Source organism: Psychroflexus salarius, assembly GCF_900129035.1.
Taxonomy (GTDB): Bacteria; Bacteroidota; Bacteroidia; order Flavobacteriales; family Flavobacteriaceae; genus Psychroflexus; species Psychroflexus salarius.
Genome location: NZ_FQTW01000001.1, coordinates 136084 through 152850, shown reverse-complemented (window position 1 = coordinate 152850; position 16767 = coordinate 136084). Strand labels below are relative to the sequence as shown.

Below are 16767 nucleotides of genomic sequence, written 5' to 3'. Positions count from 1 at the left end.
AATGCTGACAAAAAGAATTATTCCCTGTCTAGATATAAAAAATGGTCGCACAGTTAAAGGTGTTAATTTTGTTGACTTAAAAGATGCTGGTGATCCTGTAGAACTTGCCATTCATTATGCTGAAAACTTAGCTGATGAGTTAGTTTTTCTTGATATATCAGCAACTGAAGAACGCCGAAAAACTTTAGCTAAACTTGTTGAAGACATCGCTCAACACATTAATATTCCGTTTACAGTTGGTGGAGGAATAGCTTCAGTCAAGGATGTAGAATTACTTTTGAAGCATGGTGCTGATAAAGTCTCTATTAATTCAGCAGCAGTTAAAAAGCCATCCTTAATAACTGAAATTGCATCGCAATTTGGTTCTCAATGTTGCGTAGTGGCTATTGATGCTAAGCAAATAGATAATGAATGGAAAGTTCATTTAGTTGGTGGCAAACAAGCCACAAGTCTTAATTTATTTGAATGGGCAAAACAAGTCGAAAGTCTTGGCGCTGGTGAAATTTTATTTACATCTATGAATCATGATGGCACTAAAAATGGTTTTGCGAATGAAGCTTTGGCTAAACTATCAAGTATAGTCAATATTCCTGTAATTGCTTCTGGTGGTGCAGGTACTAAGCAACATTTTAAAGATACCTTTATTCTAGGTCAAGCTGATGCTGCTTTAGCTGCTAGTGTTTTTCACTTTAAAGAAATTCAAATAAAAGATTTAAAAACTTATCTATTAAATTCTAAAATTCCTGTAAGATTATGATTCTAAACCAAGTTAACTTTTCAAAATATCCAGATCAATTAGTGCCAGCCATTATTCAAGATGCAACTACCAAAAACGTTCTTATGTTAGGTTACATGAATCAAGAGGCACTTAAAAAAACAATAGATTTAAAACAAGTCACTTTTTTTAGTAGAAGTAAACAACGACTTTGGACTAAAGGCGAAGAAAGTGGCAACTATTTACACTTAAAAGATCTAAAACTTGACTGTGATCAAGATGCCTTGTTAATTCAAGTAACTCCAAGTGGCCCAACCTGTCACAAGGGAACTGACACTTGTTGGGCTGAAGCTAATACCGCTAATTTTGGGTTTTTAACTGAGCTTGAGCAAACCATTACAGAACGAAAAACAGCTTCTAAAAAATCTCATCAATCAGAGAACTTACCGAAAAGTTATGTCACTTCTTTGTTTAATGAAGGTATTAATAAAATTGCTCAAAAAGTAGGTGAAGAAGCGGTTGAAGTGGTGATTGAAGCTAAAGATGAAAATGATGAGTTGTTTTTAAATGAAAGTGCTGATTTGCTTTTTCATTATCTCATTTTACTTCAAGCGAAAGGTTTTAAATTAGCAGACGTAGTTCAAGTTTTAAATAACCGCCGCAAATCTAATTAATGCAACAAAAATATTATTACTTAGTTAATCTTCAATATCTAGGATTTAGGTATCATGGCTGGCAAAAACAGCCAGACGTAAAAACTGTAGAGCTTATGCTTAATAAAACGCTTAATTATATTTTAGAAGGCAAACGTTTTAAATGCATTGCTGCTGGCAGAACGGACGCTATGGTATCAGTTAATCAAACTTATATCGAGTTATTTTTATATGATGAACCACTTCAGCTAGATGGATTTTTAGAGCTTTTCAATTATAACTTACCGCAGGATATTAGAGTCTTAGACATTTCAGAAACTTCTAAAGATTTTAATATTATTCAACATGCCAAGTTAAAGACCTACCATTATTATTTCTGTTATGCTCAAAAAATGCATCCATTTTCAGCGCCTTTCATGTTAAATATTCGTGATAATTTGGATTTAGATTTGATGATTTCTGGAGCTCATTTGTTTTCACAAATGACTGATTTTTATTCATTTACTTTCCGACCAAACAATTCAACAAAATTTAAAGGTGAAATAACATCTTGTTCGATTGAGAAAAATAAGGTATTACAAGCCAATTTTTTTCCAGAGCAATCTTATGTTCTTAAAGTAAAAGGTAAAGGCTTTAAACGTCAGCAGATCAGGTTAATGATGGGTGCGCTAATCGATTTAGGACAACACAAAATAACACTAGATTATTTTAAACAACTAATTGATGGTAAAAACCGTATAAAGTTAAGTCATGTTGCACCTGCTTCAGGTCTTGTATTACACAAAGTAGAACTTGTTTAAAACCATTTTTTGCGTTTAAAGTAAATGACTAAAACTAATGCAATTACAATCATTATTGTCCAGACAATATAATAAGCAGATTTCAAATCAAGCTCTGGCATATATGTAAAGTTCATTCCGTATACACCAACAATAAACGTTAGTGGGATAAATATAGTAGACATGATGGTTAAAACTTTCATCACTTGGTTCATGTTATTACTTGTACTACTCATATACATGTCCATTAAACCCCAAACAATATCACGATAAATATCAATATTTTCTGTCACTTGCAAAATATGATCATATAAATCGTTTAAGAAGCGTTTGGTCTTCAATTTAAATAATTTATGATCGGTTTGGTGCAAACGGTTAATAAGTTCTTTAGTCGGTGCAACCGATTTTCTCACACTTAATATTTGTCGTTTAAGAATTTGGATATCCTGTGGAGAAGTATTTTCTGTGTGATTTAAAATAATATCTTCTAAAGCTTCTGTTTGTAACTCTATGGTTTCAGCGATATTATAATAATTATCAACAATAGCATCTACAATAGCGTAAAATAGGTAGTCTGAACCAGCATCTCTAATTCTACCTTTTTTCAAAAAAATACGTTCACGAAGAAACTTAAGTACATCATCATATCTGTTTTCCTGAAAGCTTATTACATAATTATCACCGACAATAAGTGCAAAATGTTCTTTAACAAGACTATTGTTGTGATAAATCATTTTTAATGTAAAAAATATATAGTCTTTAAATTCATCTAACTTTGGTCGTTGTTTTGTGTTGGCAATATCTTCAAGCACTAAAGGGTGAATTTTAAAAACATCTCCTAATTCAGTAAGTTGATTAACATCTTTTAAGCCTGTAAAACTAATCCAGTGAATAGATTCGGGTTCAGCATCAACTAATGCCTTGATTTCTGAAACCGACAAATTAGTTGATGTTTCACAATCATCAGCATTATAACTGAGTAGATCAATTTCAGTTGAAACATGGTCATTATCACCAACATAAGTTACTTCACCAGGCACTAAGTTTTGAACCTTAGATTTCTTTTGAAACTGAATTGGTTTTGTAAATTGCTGAAAAGTAGATTTTAATTTAGACTTCAAAATATTGTATTTGACTTGATAAACGTTCTTTAACTAAATTAATAATTCGTTTATTAACGGCACTTGCATTTTGACTATAAAATTGATATTCATCGGCTGTAAAATGACCTAAAAATAATCCTCTAATTAAATTTTTAAGTTTCGAGTCCTTTTTTACAGCCTGTTCAATATAAGCAGTTTTTCCGCTTAAGTCATATTTATGATAAACATTTTTATACCGCTCTATGTAATTTTTAAAAATTTCAAGTAATATCATATTTTGAAATTTTGCAATAGGCCGTAAACTTTCATTTTGAAATCGCTCTAAGTCTTGAGTGGTATCATAAACTTTTGCATTTGGAAGTTTAATTCGGATTGACTGAATTGCTTGGTCTCGGTCTAGCATTATCTTAAATTTTACCGAATGTAATTATTCTTTTGTAAACTTAATTTTATATTTAAATAAAAAATGCTAAAAGGAATTAATCCATATACACAAGAAGAAATTTATAGCTTTAAGTCTATAACTTCAGCTGAAGTTAACCACAAAATAGAAGCTGCTCAAAATGTTTTTAAAACATGGCGAAGAACCTCATTTAATGAACGAGCGTCTTTAATGCTTCAACTATCTAATCATCTTAAAAAGAATGCAACAGATTTAGCTTCAATTATAACCAAAGAAATCGGTAAACCCATTTCGCAGTCTATTGCTGAAATTGAAAAATGTGCTTGGGTTTGCGAGTATTATGCTGAAAACGCTGAAGTTCAACTTCAACAAAAAAACATTACAACTGACGCTCAATCTTCTTATGTAAGTTATGAGCCTTTGGGTGTAATATTAGCTGTTATGCCTTGGAATTATCCATTTTGGCAAGTCTTTCGGTTTTTAGCACCTAATTTAATGGCTGGAAATGTTGGTTTGCTTAAGCATGCCAGTAATGTGCAACTTTCTGCAAGAGCCATAGAAGAATGTCTTAGGCTTGTTGGTTTTCCAGAGAGTTGTTTTCAAAACCTACAAATATCAAGTCAAAAAGTTGAAGAAGCGATTAAGCATCAACATGTTAAAGCAGTGACCTTAACTGGAAGTGAAAAAGCAGGTCAAGCCGTTGCTAGTCAAGCTGGTCAAGCTCTAAAAAAGTCGGTTTTAGAGCTAGGTGGTAACAATGCTTTAGTGGTCTTTGATGATTGTAACCTTGAAGCAACCGTAAAGACTTGTGTACAAGCTAGATTTCAAAATAATGGTCAAAGTTGTATCGCGGGCAAACGCCTTTTAATTCAAGATAGTATTTATGATGATTTTATAGCAGAATTAATAACTCAAGTTAAAGATTTAAAAGAAGGTCATCCCCAAGGTACTGACACCTATATTAGCGTTATGGCTAGAGAAGATTTAGCTGAAGAACTTGAGGAGCAACTAAATACTTCTGTTATAAAAGGCGCTAAAATTAGGTTAGGAGGGAAGCGAAATCAAGCTTTTTTTGAGCCATGTTTAGTTGAAAACGTTACTTCAGAAATGCCAATATTTCAAGAGGAAACTTTTGGACCTGTATTGGCCATTACAAGATTTTCAAAGGCAAACGAAGCCGTAGAACTTGTTAACGGATCTAAATTTGGTTTGGGTGTTTCTGTTTTTACAGAAAATGATAAGTTGATAAATGATTTAATACCTCAATTTGAAGACGGCGCTGTATTTGTTAATGAGCTAGTAAAAAGTGATCCTAGGTTGCCTTTTGGCGGCACAAAACGCTCTGGCTATGGTCGAGAATTATCAGATGAAGGTATTTTAGAATTTGTAAATAAAAAAACAGTCTATATCAAATAAAAAACGAGGTAATGATGCATTACCTCGTTTGATGTATCATGGTTGACTATTTTTTATCCATGATCATGGCCACCACCTTCAGCATGGTTGTGAACTTCAATAGTTCTGAAAAGTTCTGTTTCATTTCCTGTTGCATCGATAATAAATATACCGATGTGGTAATCTCCAGCTTCTATTTCATGTTCAACGCCATCATGCATGATGTGATGTGGAATTTCGATATCTTTTTCTAAAGAATGTGCTGTTCCTGAAATAGTTCCAGTCTCATCATAACTCCATTCCATGTGTTCACCTTCTGCATTGGCAACTGGTCGGTGCGAATGACCATCACCACCAAAGTGAATATCAATTCTATACGATGACAATTGTACATCGTCAGTAATTTCTGCATGGATGTGAAGCATATCACCAGGTTCAAACTCTGAATTTAAGGCTGGCTCCATAAGTTCTATAACAGGCGCTTGTGCATCAAGTGCATCGTCATCATCTGAACATGCAAAAGTTAGCATAGCGATAAGTGCAAGTGATAATATTTTATTTAAATTTTTCATTTCTTTATATTTATTATTGAGTTGTTTAATTGTTTACTGTTTAGGGTAGTTGTAGATTATTATAAATGTGGCGGATCTCGACCGTAGTGTGATTTTTTGAAAGTTTTTGCCCGTTTATTTTCTTTTAAATTCGGTATTTTCAATGCATAATTTGCAAGGTTTTTAAATTCAAAAACTTCAACTGAAATATCAGATAATGCATTGTAAATAAAATGACTACAATAATGATTGAGCGTGTGTTTTGTATAAGTTGTTTCAGAAGTGGACTTTAACTTATACTCGTGTTTATAGATAATTAGGTGAGTTAAGCTAAAACTTGTTAAGAAAAGCATTAAACTTGCTAAGAATAGACTGATATGTAATTTAAATAGTCTCATTATTAAAATGGTATACTTAGCATTAATTGAATATTTCGACCCATTTCAGGAATTTCAAGTGCTCTATAAAAATTGGTATGATTGAAATATTTGGTATCAAACATATTCATCACTCTTAGATTAACGTTTGCTGTAAAATTTCTTAACTGAAGCCTTGAGGCTAAATTGAGTCCAAAAATTTCATAGCCTGGCGTGGCTTCTTCATTTTGTGCAGTTCTGTTTTGAGCAGCAGCAATTTCGGTTATGAATGATAGGTTTGTATCTTTTAAATATTTATAGTCTTTTATATCGTAGTTAAGTTTAATTAGAGCATTATTAGGTGGTGAAAATGGTAAGGCAAAATTGCCTTCAGTTTCATCTCTTAATTGTGTATTCCATAAATATTCTAAACTGATGCTACTACTAAAACGTTTAGTTATTTGATGCTTATAATAAAGCTCAAAACCAGTTAATAAGGCTTTAGACTCTGTGTATTGGTTAATTTGACCACCATGAGGCAATTTTGAAAAAATCCCACTTGGATTTAAATATATATAATTTGTGAAATAATAAAGGTAAGGACTAAAACTAATATTGACTTGATCATTATTGAAATTTGCTGAACCATCGATAATATATCCTTTTTCTGGATTTAACTCTGGATTTCCACGTTCATGCCGAAATGACCCATGATGAATGCCATTTGAGGATAACTCAATTGCCGTAGGTAACCTAAAATTTGTTCCTAAGTTAAGTTCAAAATTAAGTTTGTTGTTTAGTTTATAGTTGCTACTAAGGTTAAAATTAAAGTTATTAAAATCACGATTAATCGTTTCGCTTCGTTGGGCATTTTCAATCGCAACTTCTTCACTATTATTTCTAAAAAGGAGGTAATTAAACAAGCGTTGATCAAAAAGAGCTTCAGTATTAAGCTGAGCTATATCAAGCCTTACACCGTAGTCGATTTCTAATTTTTTATTAAGTTCAATAGAATGTATGGCAAAAGCGCCTAACATTTGGCGATCGTAGTTAGGAAGTAGAAAGTTAAAACCTTTAATCGCATTTTTTTGTGCTTGTAATTGTAATCCAGTTGTGAGGTTGTGCTTTTTTGAATGGTAATAATTATGTTCTAGATTAATTTCATAAGTGTTTAAATCAAATTCTAATTCTAAATCTGCGTTGGTCTCTGGTGGTTCTTGGCTCGAATAATGCGTATTAAAATCACTCCATTCTTGTCTCAGATTATTTTGATAGCTAAGGTTTAATTTTAAGTTAGCATTTTTAAAAATCCATGTATTCTGGCTAGTAACTTTAAAATGTGTTGAATTCTGAAATGGTAATTCTATATTACGTCTATCACCGTCATCAACAACTCTAGTAACACTAGGAACACCATGCGCACCAGGAAAGAAACCAGCTTTAAAATAATTTCGACTTATTGATAAAGCGCTATTAAATTTATCAGAAACAAAACCACCAGTAAACATTATATTACGTTCTTTCCCAGCTGTGTTTTTTAATCGTCTATTTTCTACGGGCATATTAACACTCAAGTAGTTGATAGTGTCGGTAGGGAGATTATAATCACCATAATCTGTCAAGGTACCTTTAAATTTAGCAAACCAATTCTCATTTTTATAAGCCAAATTAATATTGTTGGTTAACGTGTTATTGATACTTCTTAAAAATAATTTATAACTACCTGTTAAGCCTTCGTCTTGAGGCGCTTTATTTGTGTTGAGTTTAATAACACCACCAATTGCATCACTACCATAAGCTAATGCACTAGCACTTTTAATAACTTCAACATCTTCTACTGAAAGCGCATCTACTTCTAAACCATGGTCTGAACCCCATTGTTGTCCTTCATGACGCATACCGTTTTCTGTTACTAATACACGGTTAAAACTGAAACCTCTAATGGTTGGTTTTGAAGAGCCAGCACCAATTTCAATTGAGTTTACACCTGGAATTTCATCTAAAGACTTAGCAAGCGAACCTGAAAATTGAGATTCTATTTGAGTAGCATTAAGTTGATTGACTTGTTGCTTAGGAACAAGCTTATTTTGTACAATTACTTCAGCTAGTTCTTGTTGTAATTCTTCTAATTTAATGCTTAGGTTAGACTGTTTTCTTAAATCAACTTTAATTGTTTTTGCTTTATAAAATTGACTCATTATTTCTAAATGAGCTAATGGCTCACAAGCGTTTTCAATAATTAAATAACCTTGCTGATTAGATAAATAGGTCTTATCAATTTCAATAAATTTAACAACAACACCATAAATAGGCGTTAAATCTGAAGCATTAACCAACTTAAGCTTAATAGAATAGTCACATTTATCTTGACTAAAGCCAAAAAAGGAAAACAGTAAAAAATATAATAAACTTATATATTTGATTCTCATTACAACTTATAATTAAAACACATTGAAGATTTGACACTAGGTCGGCGTGGTTTAACTAATAGCTGGCGGCGGTTTATTATAGAATTGACCGAAAGGTTTTAAACTAAGCTGTATTGAAGAATTTAAAAAGAAATCAACCGAAGTTGAAGCCAAAATAGTTGGCGAGTTTACTTCAGCTGAAGGTGAAGTGATGGCGATTTTTTCAACTTGTGAGCTAATAAATTCATCACAAGTGTCACAATGTTCAATCTTATCTAAATCATCATTATCGAATAAATGAGATAAGGCATGAAAATTTGTACTGCTAGAAATTAGCAATAAAACAAAGATAATTGAATATGTAAATTTACTTATACTCATCAATGATATGACTACAATCTTAGTAAAAAGTTACATGAGTACAATAAAATTAATCACTTATTAACAAAAATGTTTTAGACCTAAACGGCAGAGCATTTTCTTTTCAAAATCCCAAAAAAATCTAAACTGGCCAATAACTGTTCCTACAACAACGAGTAAAACTTGATACACTGGAAAAATAAACAAGATGCGTAAAATGTAATATAACACAATGCCAAGTGTAAATGTTGAGAAGTTTGATTTTTGTAAACCGATGTAGTTTAAAATTGGGCCTGCTAAATAGGCTGATAAAGAGCCAGTGATTGAAAAACCAATCAATATCATTATAAACTGAAAATTAGAGTTGATTCCCCATTTTTCTTTTAACTTTTTCATAAATAACTAAAGTAAAAATTCATCATCATATACGCAATTATTCATCATTTGGTTTACTGCATATCTACAATAAACGCATCTGGATAATCTTTACTGATTTTTTTTATAAAGCGTTCTGCTGCTAATCGATTGCCAAACTTCCCTAAAATCAGTGCATATATACGGGTTTTGTTTAGAGTTTTAACTTGTACTGTTACAGATTCATTATAGCTTAATTTTAATTGATCAGCCATTCTAATTAAGTTTGTCATTTCTCTAAAACTCCCAATTTGAACCCCAATAAAGTCAGGTTGAATTTGATTGACTTTAAGTTCATAAAATTTAGATTCACCATAATTATTAGGAGAAGTTGAATCTACAGAGCTTGGAGTTGTAGTATCAACTGAAGTTGAAGGACTTGATTGAACACTTGCATCGATTTGAGTTGTTGAAGCATTATTGCCTAAAACTTCGATCTTAACATCAGTTACACCACTACCAACAAAGCCTAAAACTTGTGCGGCAGATTTTGATAAATCTATAATTCGTCCACGTATAAATGGTCCGCGATCGTTGATAACTACAACAACACTTTTATTGTTAGCTAAATTGGTAACACGAACTTTCGTGCCGAAATCTAATTTTCGATGAGCTGCTGTTGCTTTATTGTGTTTGTAAATTTCACCACTTGCTGTTTGACGACCTTCAAATTTATCTGCGTAAAATGAAGCTTTGCCCGTTTGAATTTGAGAAAAACCAATTTGAAACAAAGCAAAGCATAAAATGATAGTTATTTGCTTCATTTTTTTGAATTATAAATTTCAATGATTTGTTCTGCTAACTCTTCACCAATTCTTGATTGCGCTTCAATTGTAGCACCACCAATATGTGGACTTAAGGATAATTTATCTTGCATCAATAAAGCAATTTCTGGTGTTGGCTCTTTTTCAAATACATCTAAAGCGGCAAATGCAATGGTAGAATTATTTAAGGCTTCAACTAAAGCAACTTCATCTATAACGCCGCCACGAGCTGTGTTAATAATTCCAGAGGTTGGCTTCATTTGTTTGAATTCAGCTTTTCCTAAAATATAATCGTTTTGAGATGGTACATGAAGCGTTATAACATCAGAAGATTTTAAAAGCTCTTCAAAACTTGAGGTTTTAATGTTAAAATCAAGTGATTGCCCATCGAAGAAGTCAATTTTAATGTTGGCTTCTTCTATAAATTTATCAAAAGCCATTACATTCATGCCAAGACCTATGGCTTTTTTAGCAACAGTTTGACCAATTCTGCCAAAACCAATAATTCCCATTGTTTTGCCTTTTAATTCTAGTCCGCCAGCATAATTTTTTTTCAAGGCTTTAAAATTCTGATCACCTTCAAGTGGCATGGCTCGATTGGCATCCTTTAAAAAGCGTAAACAGCTTAAAGCATGACCAATAACAAGCTCGGCAACACTCTCTGAAGAAGCTGCTGGCGTATTAATAACTTTAATAGCTTTTGATTTGGCATAATCAACATCAATATTGTCTAAGCCAACGCCACCACGCCCAATAATTTTAAGGTTAGGGCACTGGTCAATTAATTCTTTACGAACTTTTGTTGCACTTCTTACTAAAATAACTTCAATATTATTGTTATTAATAAAGTTAGCTAACTGTTCTTGAGCAACTTTTGTTTGAAAGACTTTAAAATTGTTAGCTTCAAGTTTATCGACGCCAGATTGTGAAATGCCGTCATTGGCTAATATATTCATATGCATAAATTATGTTTATAATCTTTTAAAGCTGTTAAGCTATTTTTTCTAATGTTTTCATGCTATTTACTAAGGCTTCAACACTTTCTAAAGGTAAAGCGTTATACATTGAGGCGCGGTATCCGCCAACACTTCTGTGGCCATTGATGCCATTTAATTGATGTTTTTGGGCTAAGTCATCAAATTTAGACTTTAATTTATCATCGGTTAAGTTAAAAGTTGCGTTCATCATCGAACGATCTTCAACTTCAGCAAAACCTTTAAATAAAGGGTTTCGGTCTATTTCAGTATAAATCATTTCGGCTTTCACCTTATTTTTTTCTTCTATAGCTTTAATTCCGCCATTACGTTCAAGCCACTCTAAATTGAGCATTGAAACATAGACCGAAAATACAGGCGGTGTGTTAAACATACTATCTTTTTTAATCATAGTTTGGTAATCGAGCATAGAAGGAATTTGACGTGTTACTTTCCCTAAAATAGATTCTTTAACCAAGACTAAAGTTGCGCCAGCAGGTCCCATATTTTTTTGAGCCCCAGCATAAATTAAATCAAAAGCAGAAAAATCAATTTCACGAGAAAAAATGTCACTACTCATATCACAAACCAATGGTGATGAAGTAGAAGGGAAGTGTTTAATTTGTGTACCAAAGATTGTGTTGTTGCTCGTGCAATGCACATAATCAAAGTTTTCAGTAACTTTATAGTCTTTAGGAATATAGTTGTAATTTTTATCCTTCGAGCTGGCAATGACTTCAATTTCTCCAAAAAGCTTAGCTTCTTTTATGGCTTTTGTAGACCAAGTTCCTGTATCAAGATAAGCAGCTTTTTTCTCAAGCAAATTATATGCTGTCATTAAAAACTGAAGGCTTGCACCACCTTGCAAGAATAAAGCTTTATAACCTTTATTTTGAAGTCCAGTAAGCGATAATGCCAAATCTTGAGCACGTTCCATAATTTTAACAAAAGCAGGACTACGATGTGAAATTTCAAGAATAGATAAGCCAGAAAGGTCTAAATCAATAACGGATTGTGAGGCCTTTTCAAATACCTCAAGCGGTAATATACAAGGTCCAGCACTAAAGTTGTGAGGTCTGTTCATAATATGTTTGTTTCTTTGAGCCTATAAATTTAGTAAAAAATTCATCGTATCGATGCCATCGGCATAATCCCATAATTCTGGACATTGTGTTTCTCCAAATTTTACATTGCAAGATGTTGTGTTTCCGACCACACATTGCAACTGACTTTCTTTTTGTGTGAGTTCCTCTATGAGTTGATTTTTATCGGAATAGTATTCATAAAACAAGCAAGCAATAGGTGAGCTTAAGCCAGTATCATGTTTTAATATTAAAAAATTATTATCAAATAATTTAATATCACTCATTAAATACACGGCTTTATTGTAGTCATAATTATTAGCATATTTATGGTGATTAATGACATCAGAAAACGGGTAAATCGATTCGAAAAAATGCTTGAAATCGTAGTTTTTTGGCACATATAATTTTGAAACATTACGACAACCTAAACCAAAATATGAAAAAACATCATGACCTAATTGTTGTAATTCAGTTGAAGTTTCTTCACCAGTGATTACAGCAGCTGAATTTCTATTTTTACGAATAATGCTGGCTTTATTTCTAAAATAATATTCAAAATAACGCGATGTATTGTTGCTTCCCGTCGCAATTACAGCATCAAAATTATTTAATTGGCCATCAGTAAATTTAACCTGAGAAGAAAACGCTCCTGTGTTGATTAAAAAATCAACCATAAACCGAAGTAAAAACTGGTCTTTACTAGAATATTTTATAATTAAATTATGACCAGTAATTAACCCGCATAAACAATCATGAAAACCAACAAGTGGAATATTACCAGCGCAAATAATGGCAATAGTTTTAGTATTTAAATTTAGACTTTCAACGTCATAACTAGAAAACCAAGACGTTAAACCATCTTCATTTAAAGCTTTAGACCAATTGTTTAAAGATTTGTAAATAAAAGACTTAGTAAACCAAGCGTTGTGTTGTTGGCTGAGCTCAATTGCTTCATTTAACTTATGATGTAAATCAATTTCAGAGTTATTTTTAACTTCATTGATATGATTTTGAAGAAACTGACTTAAATCAATTAACGCCTTTTTTTTATCATCTAAAGACATAGAGTTTGTTTTTCACCTTGTTTGTGATTATTTTTGAACAAAACTACTTAAATAAAAAAAAATGGCTATCAAAATAACAGACGAATGTATAAATTGTGGTGCTTGTGAACCTGAATGCCCAAATACAGCTATATATGAAGGCGCCGATGATTGGCGATATGCAGATGGAACTGATCTAGAAGGAAATATTGTTTTGCCTAATGGCAAAGAGGCAGATGCAAATGAAGCACAAGAGCCAGTTAGCGACGAATTATATTACATCGTTGCTGATAAATGTACTGAATGTATGGGCTTTCATGAAGAGCCACAATGTGCTGCTGTTTGTCCAGTTGATTGTTGTGTTCCAGACGAAGAACATGAAGAAACCGAAAAAGAGCTTTTAGGGAAGCAATCTTTCATGCATAAAGAATAAACAAACTTGATTTAATTTAAGATAAATCGGTAAAACCTTATATTTTACCGATTTTTTTATGCTTTTTTAATATGTATATTTGCTTAAAAATTATTTAATGTCTCTGCTAAAATTCATTTTCAGTAAACAATTTCTTATACAAATAGGCATCGCCATTGTAGCACTTGTAATTATTGTATTTGGTACTTTACAATGGTTAAAATATACAACTAATCACAGTGAAACTATTACAGTTCCTAACTTATCAAAATTATCACTCGATATTGTAGATAAAAAGTTAGATGAAATGAATTTACGCTACACAGTTTTAGATTCAGCTAGTTTTAATCCGGAATACCCACCATTTTCAGTACTAGATCAAACGCCGCTACCAGGTAAAAAAGTAAAAGAGCAAAGAAAAATATATCTTACAGTGAATCCATCAGGTTATGCTGAAGTTGAAATTCCAGATAACTTAATTAGAAAAACCTTACGTCAAGTTCAGCCTAGTTTATTAGCTAGAGGATTTAAAATTGGCGATACCATTGAAGAACCAGACATGGCTAAAGGTGCTGTTTTAGAATTACAACATAAAGGTCAAATTTTAAAACCTGGAGATAAACTTCCTAAAACAAGTGTTGTTGATATAGTTATTGGCGATGGAAGTTTAAAATACGGTCAGAATACTGATGAAGCTAAAGACTTAAATAAAAACACTGTAAACCCCTAGTCAAATATGCAAAACGACGATCAAGTTACTGATAGCGACGATTTATTTGAGCACCATAGTTTTACAGCTGCATCAGGCCAAGAGCCGCTTCGTGTTGATAAGTTTTTAATGAATTTTATTGAAAATGCGACCCGAAATAAAATTCAAGCTGCAGCAAAAGAAGGCAATATTTTTGTCAATGGCACACCAGTTAAACAGAACTACAAAGTAAAAGCTTTTGATGAAGTTAAAGTTTTGTTGAGTTATCCACCTTATGAAAACTTACTTACCCCAGAAAATATTCCGCTTGATATAGTTTATGAAGATGATGATTTACTAGTAGTTAACAAACAAGCTGGCATGGTTGTACATCCAGGTCATGGCAATTACTCGGGAACTTTAATTAACGCCTTGGTTTACCATTTTGAAAATTTACCTAATAATTCCAGTGATCGTCCTGGCTTAGTTCATAGAATTGATAAAGATACTAGTGGTTTGCTTGTTGTTGCAAAAACGGAAAAAGCGATGACGCATTTGTCAAAACAGTTTTTTAATAAAACAAGTGAACGTGAGTACGTTGCTATTGTATGGGGAAATGTAAATGAAGACGAAGGTCGAGTAGAAGGTAATATTGGTCGAAATCCTAAAAATCGCTTACAAAATATTGTTTTTGAAGGAGATGAAGCTGATAAAGGTAAGTCAGCTGTTACGCATTATAAGGTTATTGAACGCTTAGGTTATGTAAGCTTAGTGAGTTGTCAATTAGAAACTGGACGTACACACCAAATTCGTGTACACATGAAACATATCGGTCATACTTTATTTAACGATGATCGTTATGGTGGTGATAAAATTTTAAAAGGAACTACTTTTACTAAATACAAACAATTTGTAGACAATTGCTTTAAAGTTTTACCACGACAAGCTTTGCATGCTAAAACCCTAGGTTTTGAACATCCAACAACTGGCGAGTTTTTAAAATTTGAAGCTGATTTACCGCAAGATATGCAGCAGTGTATTCAAAAATGGCATAATTATGCTAAAAATAGTATTAACGCCAATTAATTTTTAGAATAGAATAAGTGTCTTGTAGGCAATAATTAAATTTAAAATAAAAAAAGTTAAAGCTGGCATCGCCGCAAAAAAGGGGTCTTTTATTTTTAAGCGAACAATAAATCCGCTAAACATTAAAATAGATAAGCCAGCTGCTGACAGGAAAAGTAGTTCATCTAGCCACACATAACCAATTATACAACCAATACCACCAAACACTTGTAAAAGCCCTGTAAGAACTCTAAATTGAGGTATCCCAAAACGTTTAAATTCATCTTTCATTTTAGTTGTTGACAAGCAGCTAATTCCATAAACTAAAAAGGCAAACGCATTTAATAAAACAATACTATTGTAAATCATAATGTAAAGTTGAACATTTGATTAAAAATGACTTCAATATTAAAGTTAAATAAATATCAAAACTCTATATTTTTGTTTTACAAGTCCTCATAAACCTTAGATTTGAGTCAAAAAGATATGGCAACAATTAAAGCTTACGGCGCAAAATCATCAGATGCAGCATTAGAAGAACTCCAAATAGAACGAAGAGATTTAAATCCAAAAGATGTAAAAATATCAATAGATTATTGTGGCGTTTGTCATAGTGATATACACACAGTTAGAAATGATTGGGGTGGCAGTAAATATCCTGTTATTCCAGGTCATGAAATTATTGGTAGAGTTGAAGCTGTTGGTGAAGATGTAAGCGCATTTAAAGTTGGTCAAACAGTTGGTGTAGGTTGTATGGTTGACTCATGCAGAAGTTGTCCATCGTGTCAACATGATTTAGAGCAATTTTGTGAAGAAGGTATGGTTGGCACATATAATGGTAAAGATAAACATTTAGGCGGCCATACATTTGGCGGTTATTCTCAGCAAATTGTTGTTGATGAACATTTCGTTTTAAATGTTCCTGAAAATTTAGACTTAAAAGCTACAGCACCATTATTATGCGCTGGTATTACAACATGGTCGCCATTACGCCATTGGAATGTTAAAAAAAGTGATAAAGTTGGTGTGATTGGTTTAGGTGGTTTAGGTCACATGGGAATTAAATTTGCGAATGCACTTGGCGCTCATGTTGTGATGATCACCAGATCTGAAAATAAAGCACAAGATGCTAAAAAATTAGGAGCTCATGAAGTTTTAATTTCTAAAGATCAAAGCGAAATGAAGAAACACATGAATAGTTTTGACTTTTTATTGAACACAATTCCTGTAAAACATGACATGAATCCTTATTTAAGTTTATTAAAACGAGATAAAACGATGTGCTTAGTAGGTGCCATTGAACCTTTAGAACCAATGCATGGCGCATCTGTAATTTTAGGCCGTAAACGTGTATCAGGCTCATTAATTGGCGGAATTAAAGAAACTCAAGAAATGTTAGATTTTTGTGGTGAACATAACATAACTTGTGATGTTGAAATGATTAAAATGCAAACTATTAATGAAGCTTATGAACGTGTAACTAGTTCAGATGTTAAGTACAGATTTGTTATTGATATGAAGTCGTTATGATAAAAATGATGTTTAAATAATTTAAAAAGCCGAATTTTAATTTAATTCGGCTTTTTTTTTAGATATTAC

Annotated in this window: 20 protein-coding genes; 8 read left to right on the top strand and 12 right to left on the bottom strand. The window is 32.3% G+C overall.

Annotated features, from left to right (window positions below):
• Position 1: 1 nt before the first annotated feature.
• Genes hisF through BUB82_RS00680 form a run of 3 tightly spaced genes read left to right on the top strand, consistent with a single transcriptional unit; the run spans position 2 to position 2168 of the window.
• On the top strand, positions 2-757 hold the full coding sequence (hisF, locus tag BUB82_RS00690) for an imidazole glycerol phosphate synthase subunit HisF (protein WP_073190602.1): 756 nt from the start codon (positions 2-4) through the stop codon (positions 755-757).
• A complete protein-coding gene (gene hisIE / locus BUB82_RS00685; RefSeq protein ID WP_073190599.1) occupies positions 754-1389 on the top strand; it encodes a bifunctional phosphoribosyl-AMP cyclohydrolase/phosphoribosyl-ATP diphosphatase HisIE in 636 nt (211 codons plus the stop codon). Before hisF ends, hisIE begins: the two co-directional genes overlap by 4 nt.
• The gene (locus BUB82_RS00680) at positions 1389-2168 is read left to right on the top strand and encodes a tRNA pseudouridine synthase A (protein WP_073190597.1); all 780 of its coding nucleotides are present in this window, start codon (positions 1389-1391) and stop codon (positions 2166-2168) included. The genes hisIE and BUB82_RS00680 overlap by 1 nt, the downstream gene beginning before the upstream one ends.
• Here the strand turns inward: BUB82_RS00680 and corA are convergent.
• Positions 2165-3268, bottom strand: coding sequence for a magnesium/cobalt transporter CorA (gene corA, locus BUB82_RS00675; protein WP_073190593.1), 1104 nt, complete (start codon positions 3266-3268; stop codon positions 2165-2167). The two genes, BUB82_RS00680 and corA, sit on opposite strands and share 4 nt — an antisense overlap.
• Positions 3258-3653 carry a glyoxalase gene (locus BUB82_RS00670; RefSeq protein WP_073190589.1) on the bottom strand — a complete coding sequence of 132 codons (396 nt, stop codon included), beginning with the start codon at positions 3651-3653 and terminating at the stop codon, positions 3258-3260. The genes corA and BUB82_RS00670 overlap by 11 nt, the downstream gene beginning before the upstream one ends.
• Before the next feature lie 63 nt (positions 3654-3716).
• On the opposite strand from BUB82_RS00670, the gene BUB82_RS00665 reads away from it, so the two are divergent.
• Complete coding sequence (locus tag BUB82_RS00665; RefSeq protein WP_073190586.1) at positions 3717-5069, top strand: NAD-dependent succinate-semialdehyde dehydrogenase; 1353 nt, start codon at positions 3717-3719, stop codon at positions 5067-5069.
• Between the two features lie 53 nt (positions 5070-5122).
• Here BUB82_RS00665 and BUB82_RS00660 read toward each other — a convergent pair whose 3' ends face one another.
• The 9 genes from BUB82_RS00660 to BUB82_RS00620 are packed head-to-tail and all read right to left on the bottom strand — an operon-like array spanning position 5123 to position 13024.
• A complete protein-coding gene (locus BUB82_RS00660) occupies positions 5123-5620 on the bottom strand; it encodes a DUF4625 domain-containing protein (RefSeq protein WP_073190583.1) in 498 nt (165 codons plus the stop codon).
• Positions 5621-5679: 59 nt separating this feature from the next.
• Positions 5680-5997 carry a hypothetical protein gene (locus BUB82_RS00655; protein WP_143185623.1) on the bottom strand — a complete coding sequence of 106 codons (318 nt, stop codon included), beginning with the start codon at positions 5995-5997 and terminating at the stop codon, positions 5680-5682.
• 2 nt (positions 5998-5999) lie between these two features.
• A complete protein-coding gene (locus tag BUB82_RS00650; RefSeq protein WP_083574434.1) occupies positions 6000-8384 on the bottom strand; it encodes a TonB-dependent receptor in 2385 nt (794 codons plus the stop codon).
• A 51-nt stretch (positions 8385-8435) separates the two neighbouring features.
• Positions 8436-8744, bottom strand: coding sequence for a hypothetical protein (locus tag BUB82_RS00645; protein ID WP_073190576.1), 309 nt, complete (start codon positions 8742-8744; stop codon positions 8436-8438).
• A 60-nt stretch (positions 8745-8804) separates the two neighbouring features.
• On the bottom strand, positions 8805-9119 hold the full coding sequence (locus tag BUB82_RS00640; protein WP_073190573.1) for a DUF6787 family protein: 315 nt from the start codon (positions 9117-9119) through the stop codon (positions 8805-8807).
• A gap of 53 nt (positions 9120-9172) precedes the next feature.
• Positions 9173-9901, bottom strand: a complete 729-nt coding sequence (locus tag BUB82_RS00635; RefSeq protein WP_073190571.1) for a septal ring lytic transglycosylase RlpA family protein — start codon at positions 9899-9901, stop codon at positions 9173-9175.
• Positions 9898-10857 carry a D-2-hydroxyacid dehydrogenase gene (locus tag BUB82_RS00630; RefSeq protein ID WP_073190568.1) on the bottom strand — a complete coding sequence of 320 codons (960 nt, stop codon included), beginning with the start codon at positions 10855-10857 and terminating at the stop codon, positions 9898-9900. Before BUB82_RS00630 ends, BUB82_RS00635 begins: the two co-directional genes overlap by 4 nt.
• Before the next feature lie 34 nt (positions 10858-10891).
• Positions 10892-11959 carry a 3-phosphoserine/phosphohydroxythreonine transaminase gene (gene serC / locus BUB82_RS00625; RefSeq protein ID WP_073190565.1) on the bottom strand — a complete coding sequence of 356 codons (1068 nt, stop codon included), beginning with the start codon at positions 11957-11959 and terminating at the stop codon, positions 10892-10894.
• A gap of 21 nt (positions 11960-11980) precedes the next feature.
• Positions 11981-13024 (bottom strand): acyl-CoA reductase, encoded by a 1044-nt coding sequence (locus BUB82_RS00620; protein WP_073190562.1) that lies wholly within the window; start codon positions 13022-13024, stop codon positions 11981-11983.
• Positions 13025-13085: 61 nt separating this feature from the next.
• On the opposite strand from BUB82_RS00620, the gene BUB82_RS00615 reads away from it, so the two are divergent.
• The 3 genes from BUB82_RS00615 (at position 13086) to BUB82_RS00605 (ending at position 15189) form a co-directional block, all read left to right on the top strand.
• Positions 13086-13436 carry a 4Fe-4S dicluster domain-containing protein gene (locus tag BUB82_RS00615; RefSeq protein ID WP_073190558.1) on the top strand — a complete coding sequence of 117 codons (351 nt, stop codon included), beginning with the start codon at positions 13086-13088 and terminating at the stop codon, positions 13434-13436.
• A 97-nt stretch (positions 13437-13533) separates the two neighbouring features.
• The gene (locus BUB82_RS00610) at positions 13534-14145 is read left to right on the top strand and encodes a PASTA domain-containing protein (RefSeq protein ID WP_073190554.1); all 612 of its coding nucleotides are present in this window, start codon (positions 13534-13536) and stop codon (positions 14143-14145) included.
• Between the two features lie 6 nt (positions 14146-14151).
• Entirely contained in the window at positions 14152-15189 is a 1038-nt protein-coding gene (locus BUB82_RS00605; RefSeq protein WP_073190552.1) for an RluA family pseudouridine synthase, read from the top strand.
• 3 nt (positions 15190-15192) lie between these two features.
• Here the strand turns inward: BUB82_RS00605 and BUB82_RS00600 are convergent, their stop codons facing one another.
• The gene (locus tag BUB82_RS00600) at positions 15193-15537 is read right to left on the bottom strand and encodes a DoxX family protein (RefSeq protein ID WP_073190550.1); all 345 of its coding nucleotides are present in this window, start codon (positions 15535-15537) and stop codon (positions 15193-15195) included.
• A gap of 117 nt (positions 15538-15654) precedes the next feature.
• Here BUB82_RS00600 and BUB82_RS00595 point away from each other — a divergent pair, with 117 nt between their 5' ends.
• Positions 15655-16698 carry an NAD(P)-dependent alcohol dehydrogenase gene (locus BUB82_RS00595; protein WP_073190548.1) on the top strand — a complete coding sequence of 348 codons (1044 nt, stop codon included), beginning with the start codon at positions 15655-15657 and terminating at the stop codon, positions 16696-16698.
• Positions 16699-16767: the final 69 nt, after the last annotated feature.

Bases quoted from the DNA above. Each gene is read 5' to 3' on its own strand.
- BUB82_RS00610 (WP_073190554.1), top strand. From the start codon at position 13,534: ATGTCTCTGCTAAAATTCATTTTCAGTAAACAATTTCTTATACAAATA.
- BUB82_RS00650 (WP_083574434.1), bottom strand. From the start codon at position 8,384: ATGAGAATCAAATATATAAGTTTATTATATTTTTTACTGTTTTCCTTT.
- BUB82_RS00645 (WP_073190576.1), bottom strand. From the start codon at position 8,744: ATGAGTATAAGTAAATTTACATATTCAATTATCTTTGTTTTATTGCTA.
- BUB82_RS00640 (WP_073190573.1), bottom strand. From the start codon at position 9,119: ATGAAAAAGTTAAAAGAAAAATGGGGAATCAACTCTAATTTTCAGTTT.
- BUB82_RS00595 (WP_073190548.1), top strand. From the start codon at position 15,655: ATGGCAACAATTAAAGCTTACGGCGCAAAATCATCAGATGCAGCATTA.
- hisF (WP_073190602.1), top strand. From the start codon at position 2: ATGCTGACAAAAAGAATTATTCCCTGTCTAGATATAAAAAATGGTCGC.
- BUB82_RS00635 (WP_073190571.1), bottom strand. From the start codon at position 9,901: ATGAAGCAAATAACTATCATTTTATGCTTTGCTTTGTTTCAAATTGGT.
- BUB82_RS00620 (WP_073190562.1), bottom strand. From the start codon at position 13,024: ATGTCTTTAGATGATAAAAAAAAGGCGTTAATTGATTTAAGTCAGTTT.
- BUB82_RS00670 (WP_073190589.1), bottom strand. From the start codon at position 3,653: ATGCTAGACCGAGACCAAGCAATTCAGTCAATCCGAATTAAACTTCCA.
- BUB82_RS00655 (WP_143185623.1), bottom strand. From the start codon at position 5,997: ATGAGACTATTTAAATTACATATCAGTCTATTCTTAGCAAGTTTAATG.
- BUB82_RS00615 (WP_073190558.1), top strand. From the start codon at position 13,086: ATGGCTATCAAAATAACAGACGAATGTATAAATTGTGGTGCTTGTGAA.
- BUB82_RS00660 (WP_073190583.1), bottom strand. From the start codon at position 5,620: ATGAAAAATTTAAATAAAATATTATCACTTGCACTTATCGCTATGCTA.
- serC (WP_073190565.1), bottom strand. From the start codon at position 11,959: ATGAACAGACCTCACAACTTTAGTGCTGGACCTTGTATATTACCGCTT.
- hisIE (WP_073190599.1), top strand. From the start codon at position 754: ATGATTCTAAACCAAGTTAACTTTTCAAAATATCCAGATCAATTAGTG.
- BUB82_RS00630 (WP_073190568.1), bottom strand. From the start codon at position 10,857: ATGAATATATTAGCCAATGACGGCATTTCACAATCTGGCGTCGATAAA.
- BUB82_RS00600 (WP_073190550.1), bottom strand. From the start codon at position 15,537: ATGATTTACAATAGTATTGTTTTATTAAATGCGTTTGCCTTTTTAGTT.
- BUB82_RS00605 (WP_073190552.1), top strand. From the start codon at position 14,152: ATGCAAAACGACGATCAAGTTACTGATAGCGACGATTTATTTGAGCAC.
- BUB82_RS00665 (WP_073190586.1), top strand. From the start codon at position 3,717: ATGCTAAAAGGAATTAATCCATATACACAAGAAGAAATTTATAGCTTT.
- BUB82_RS00680 (WP_073190597.1), top strand. From the start codon at position 1,389: ATGCAACAAAAATATTATTACTTAGTTAATCTTCAATATCTAGGATTT.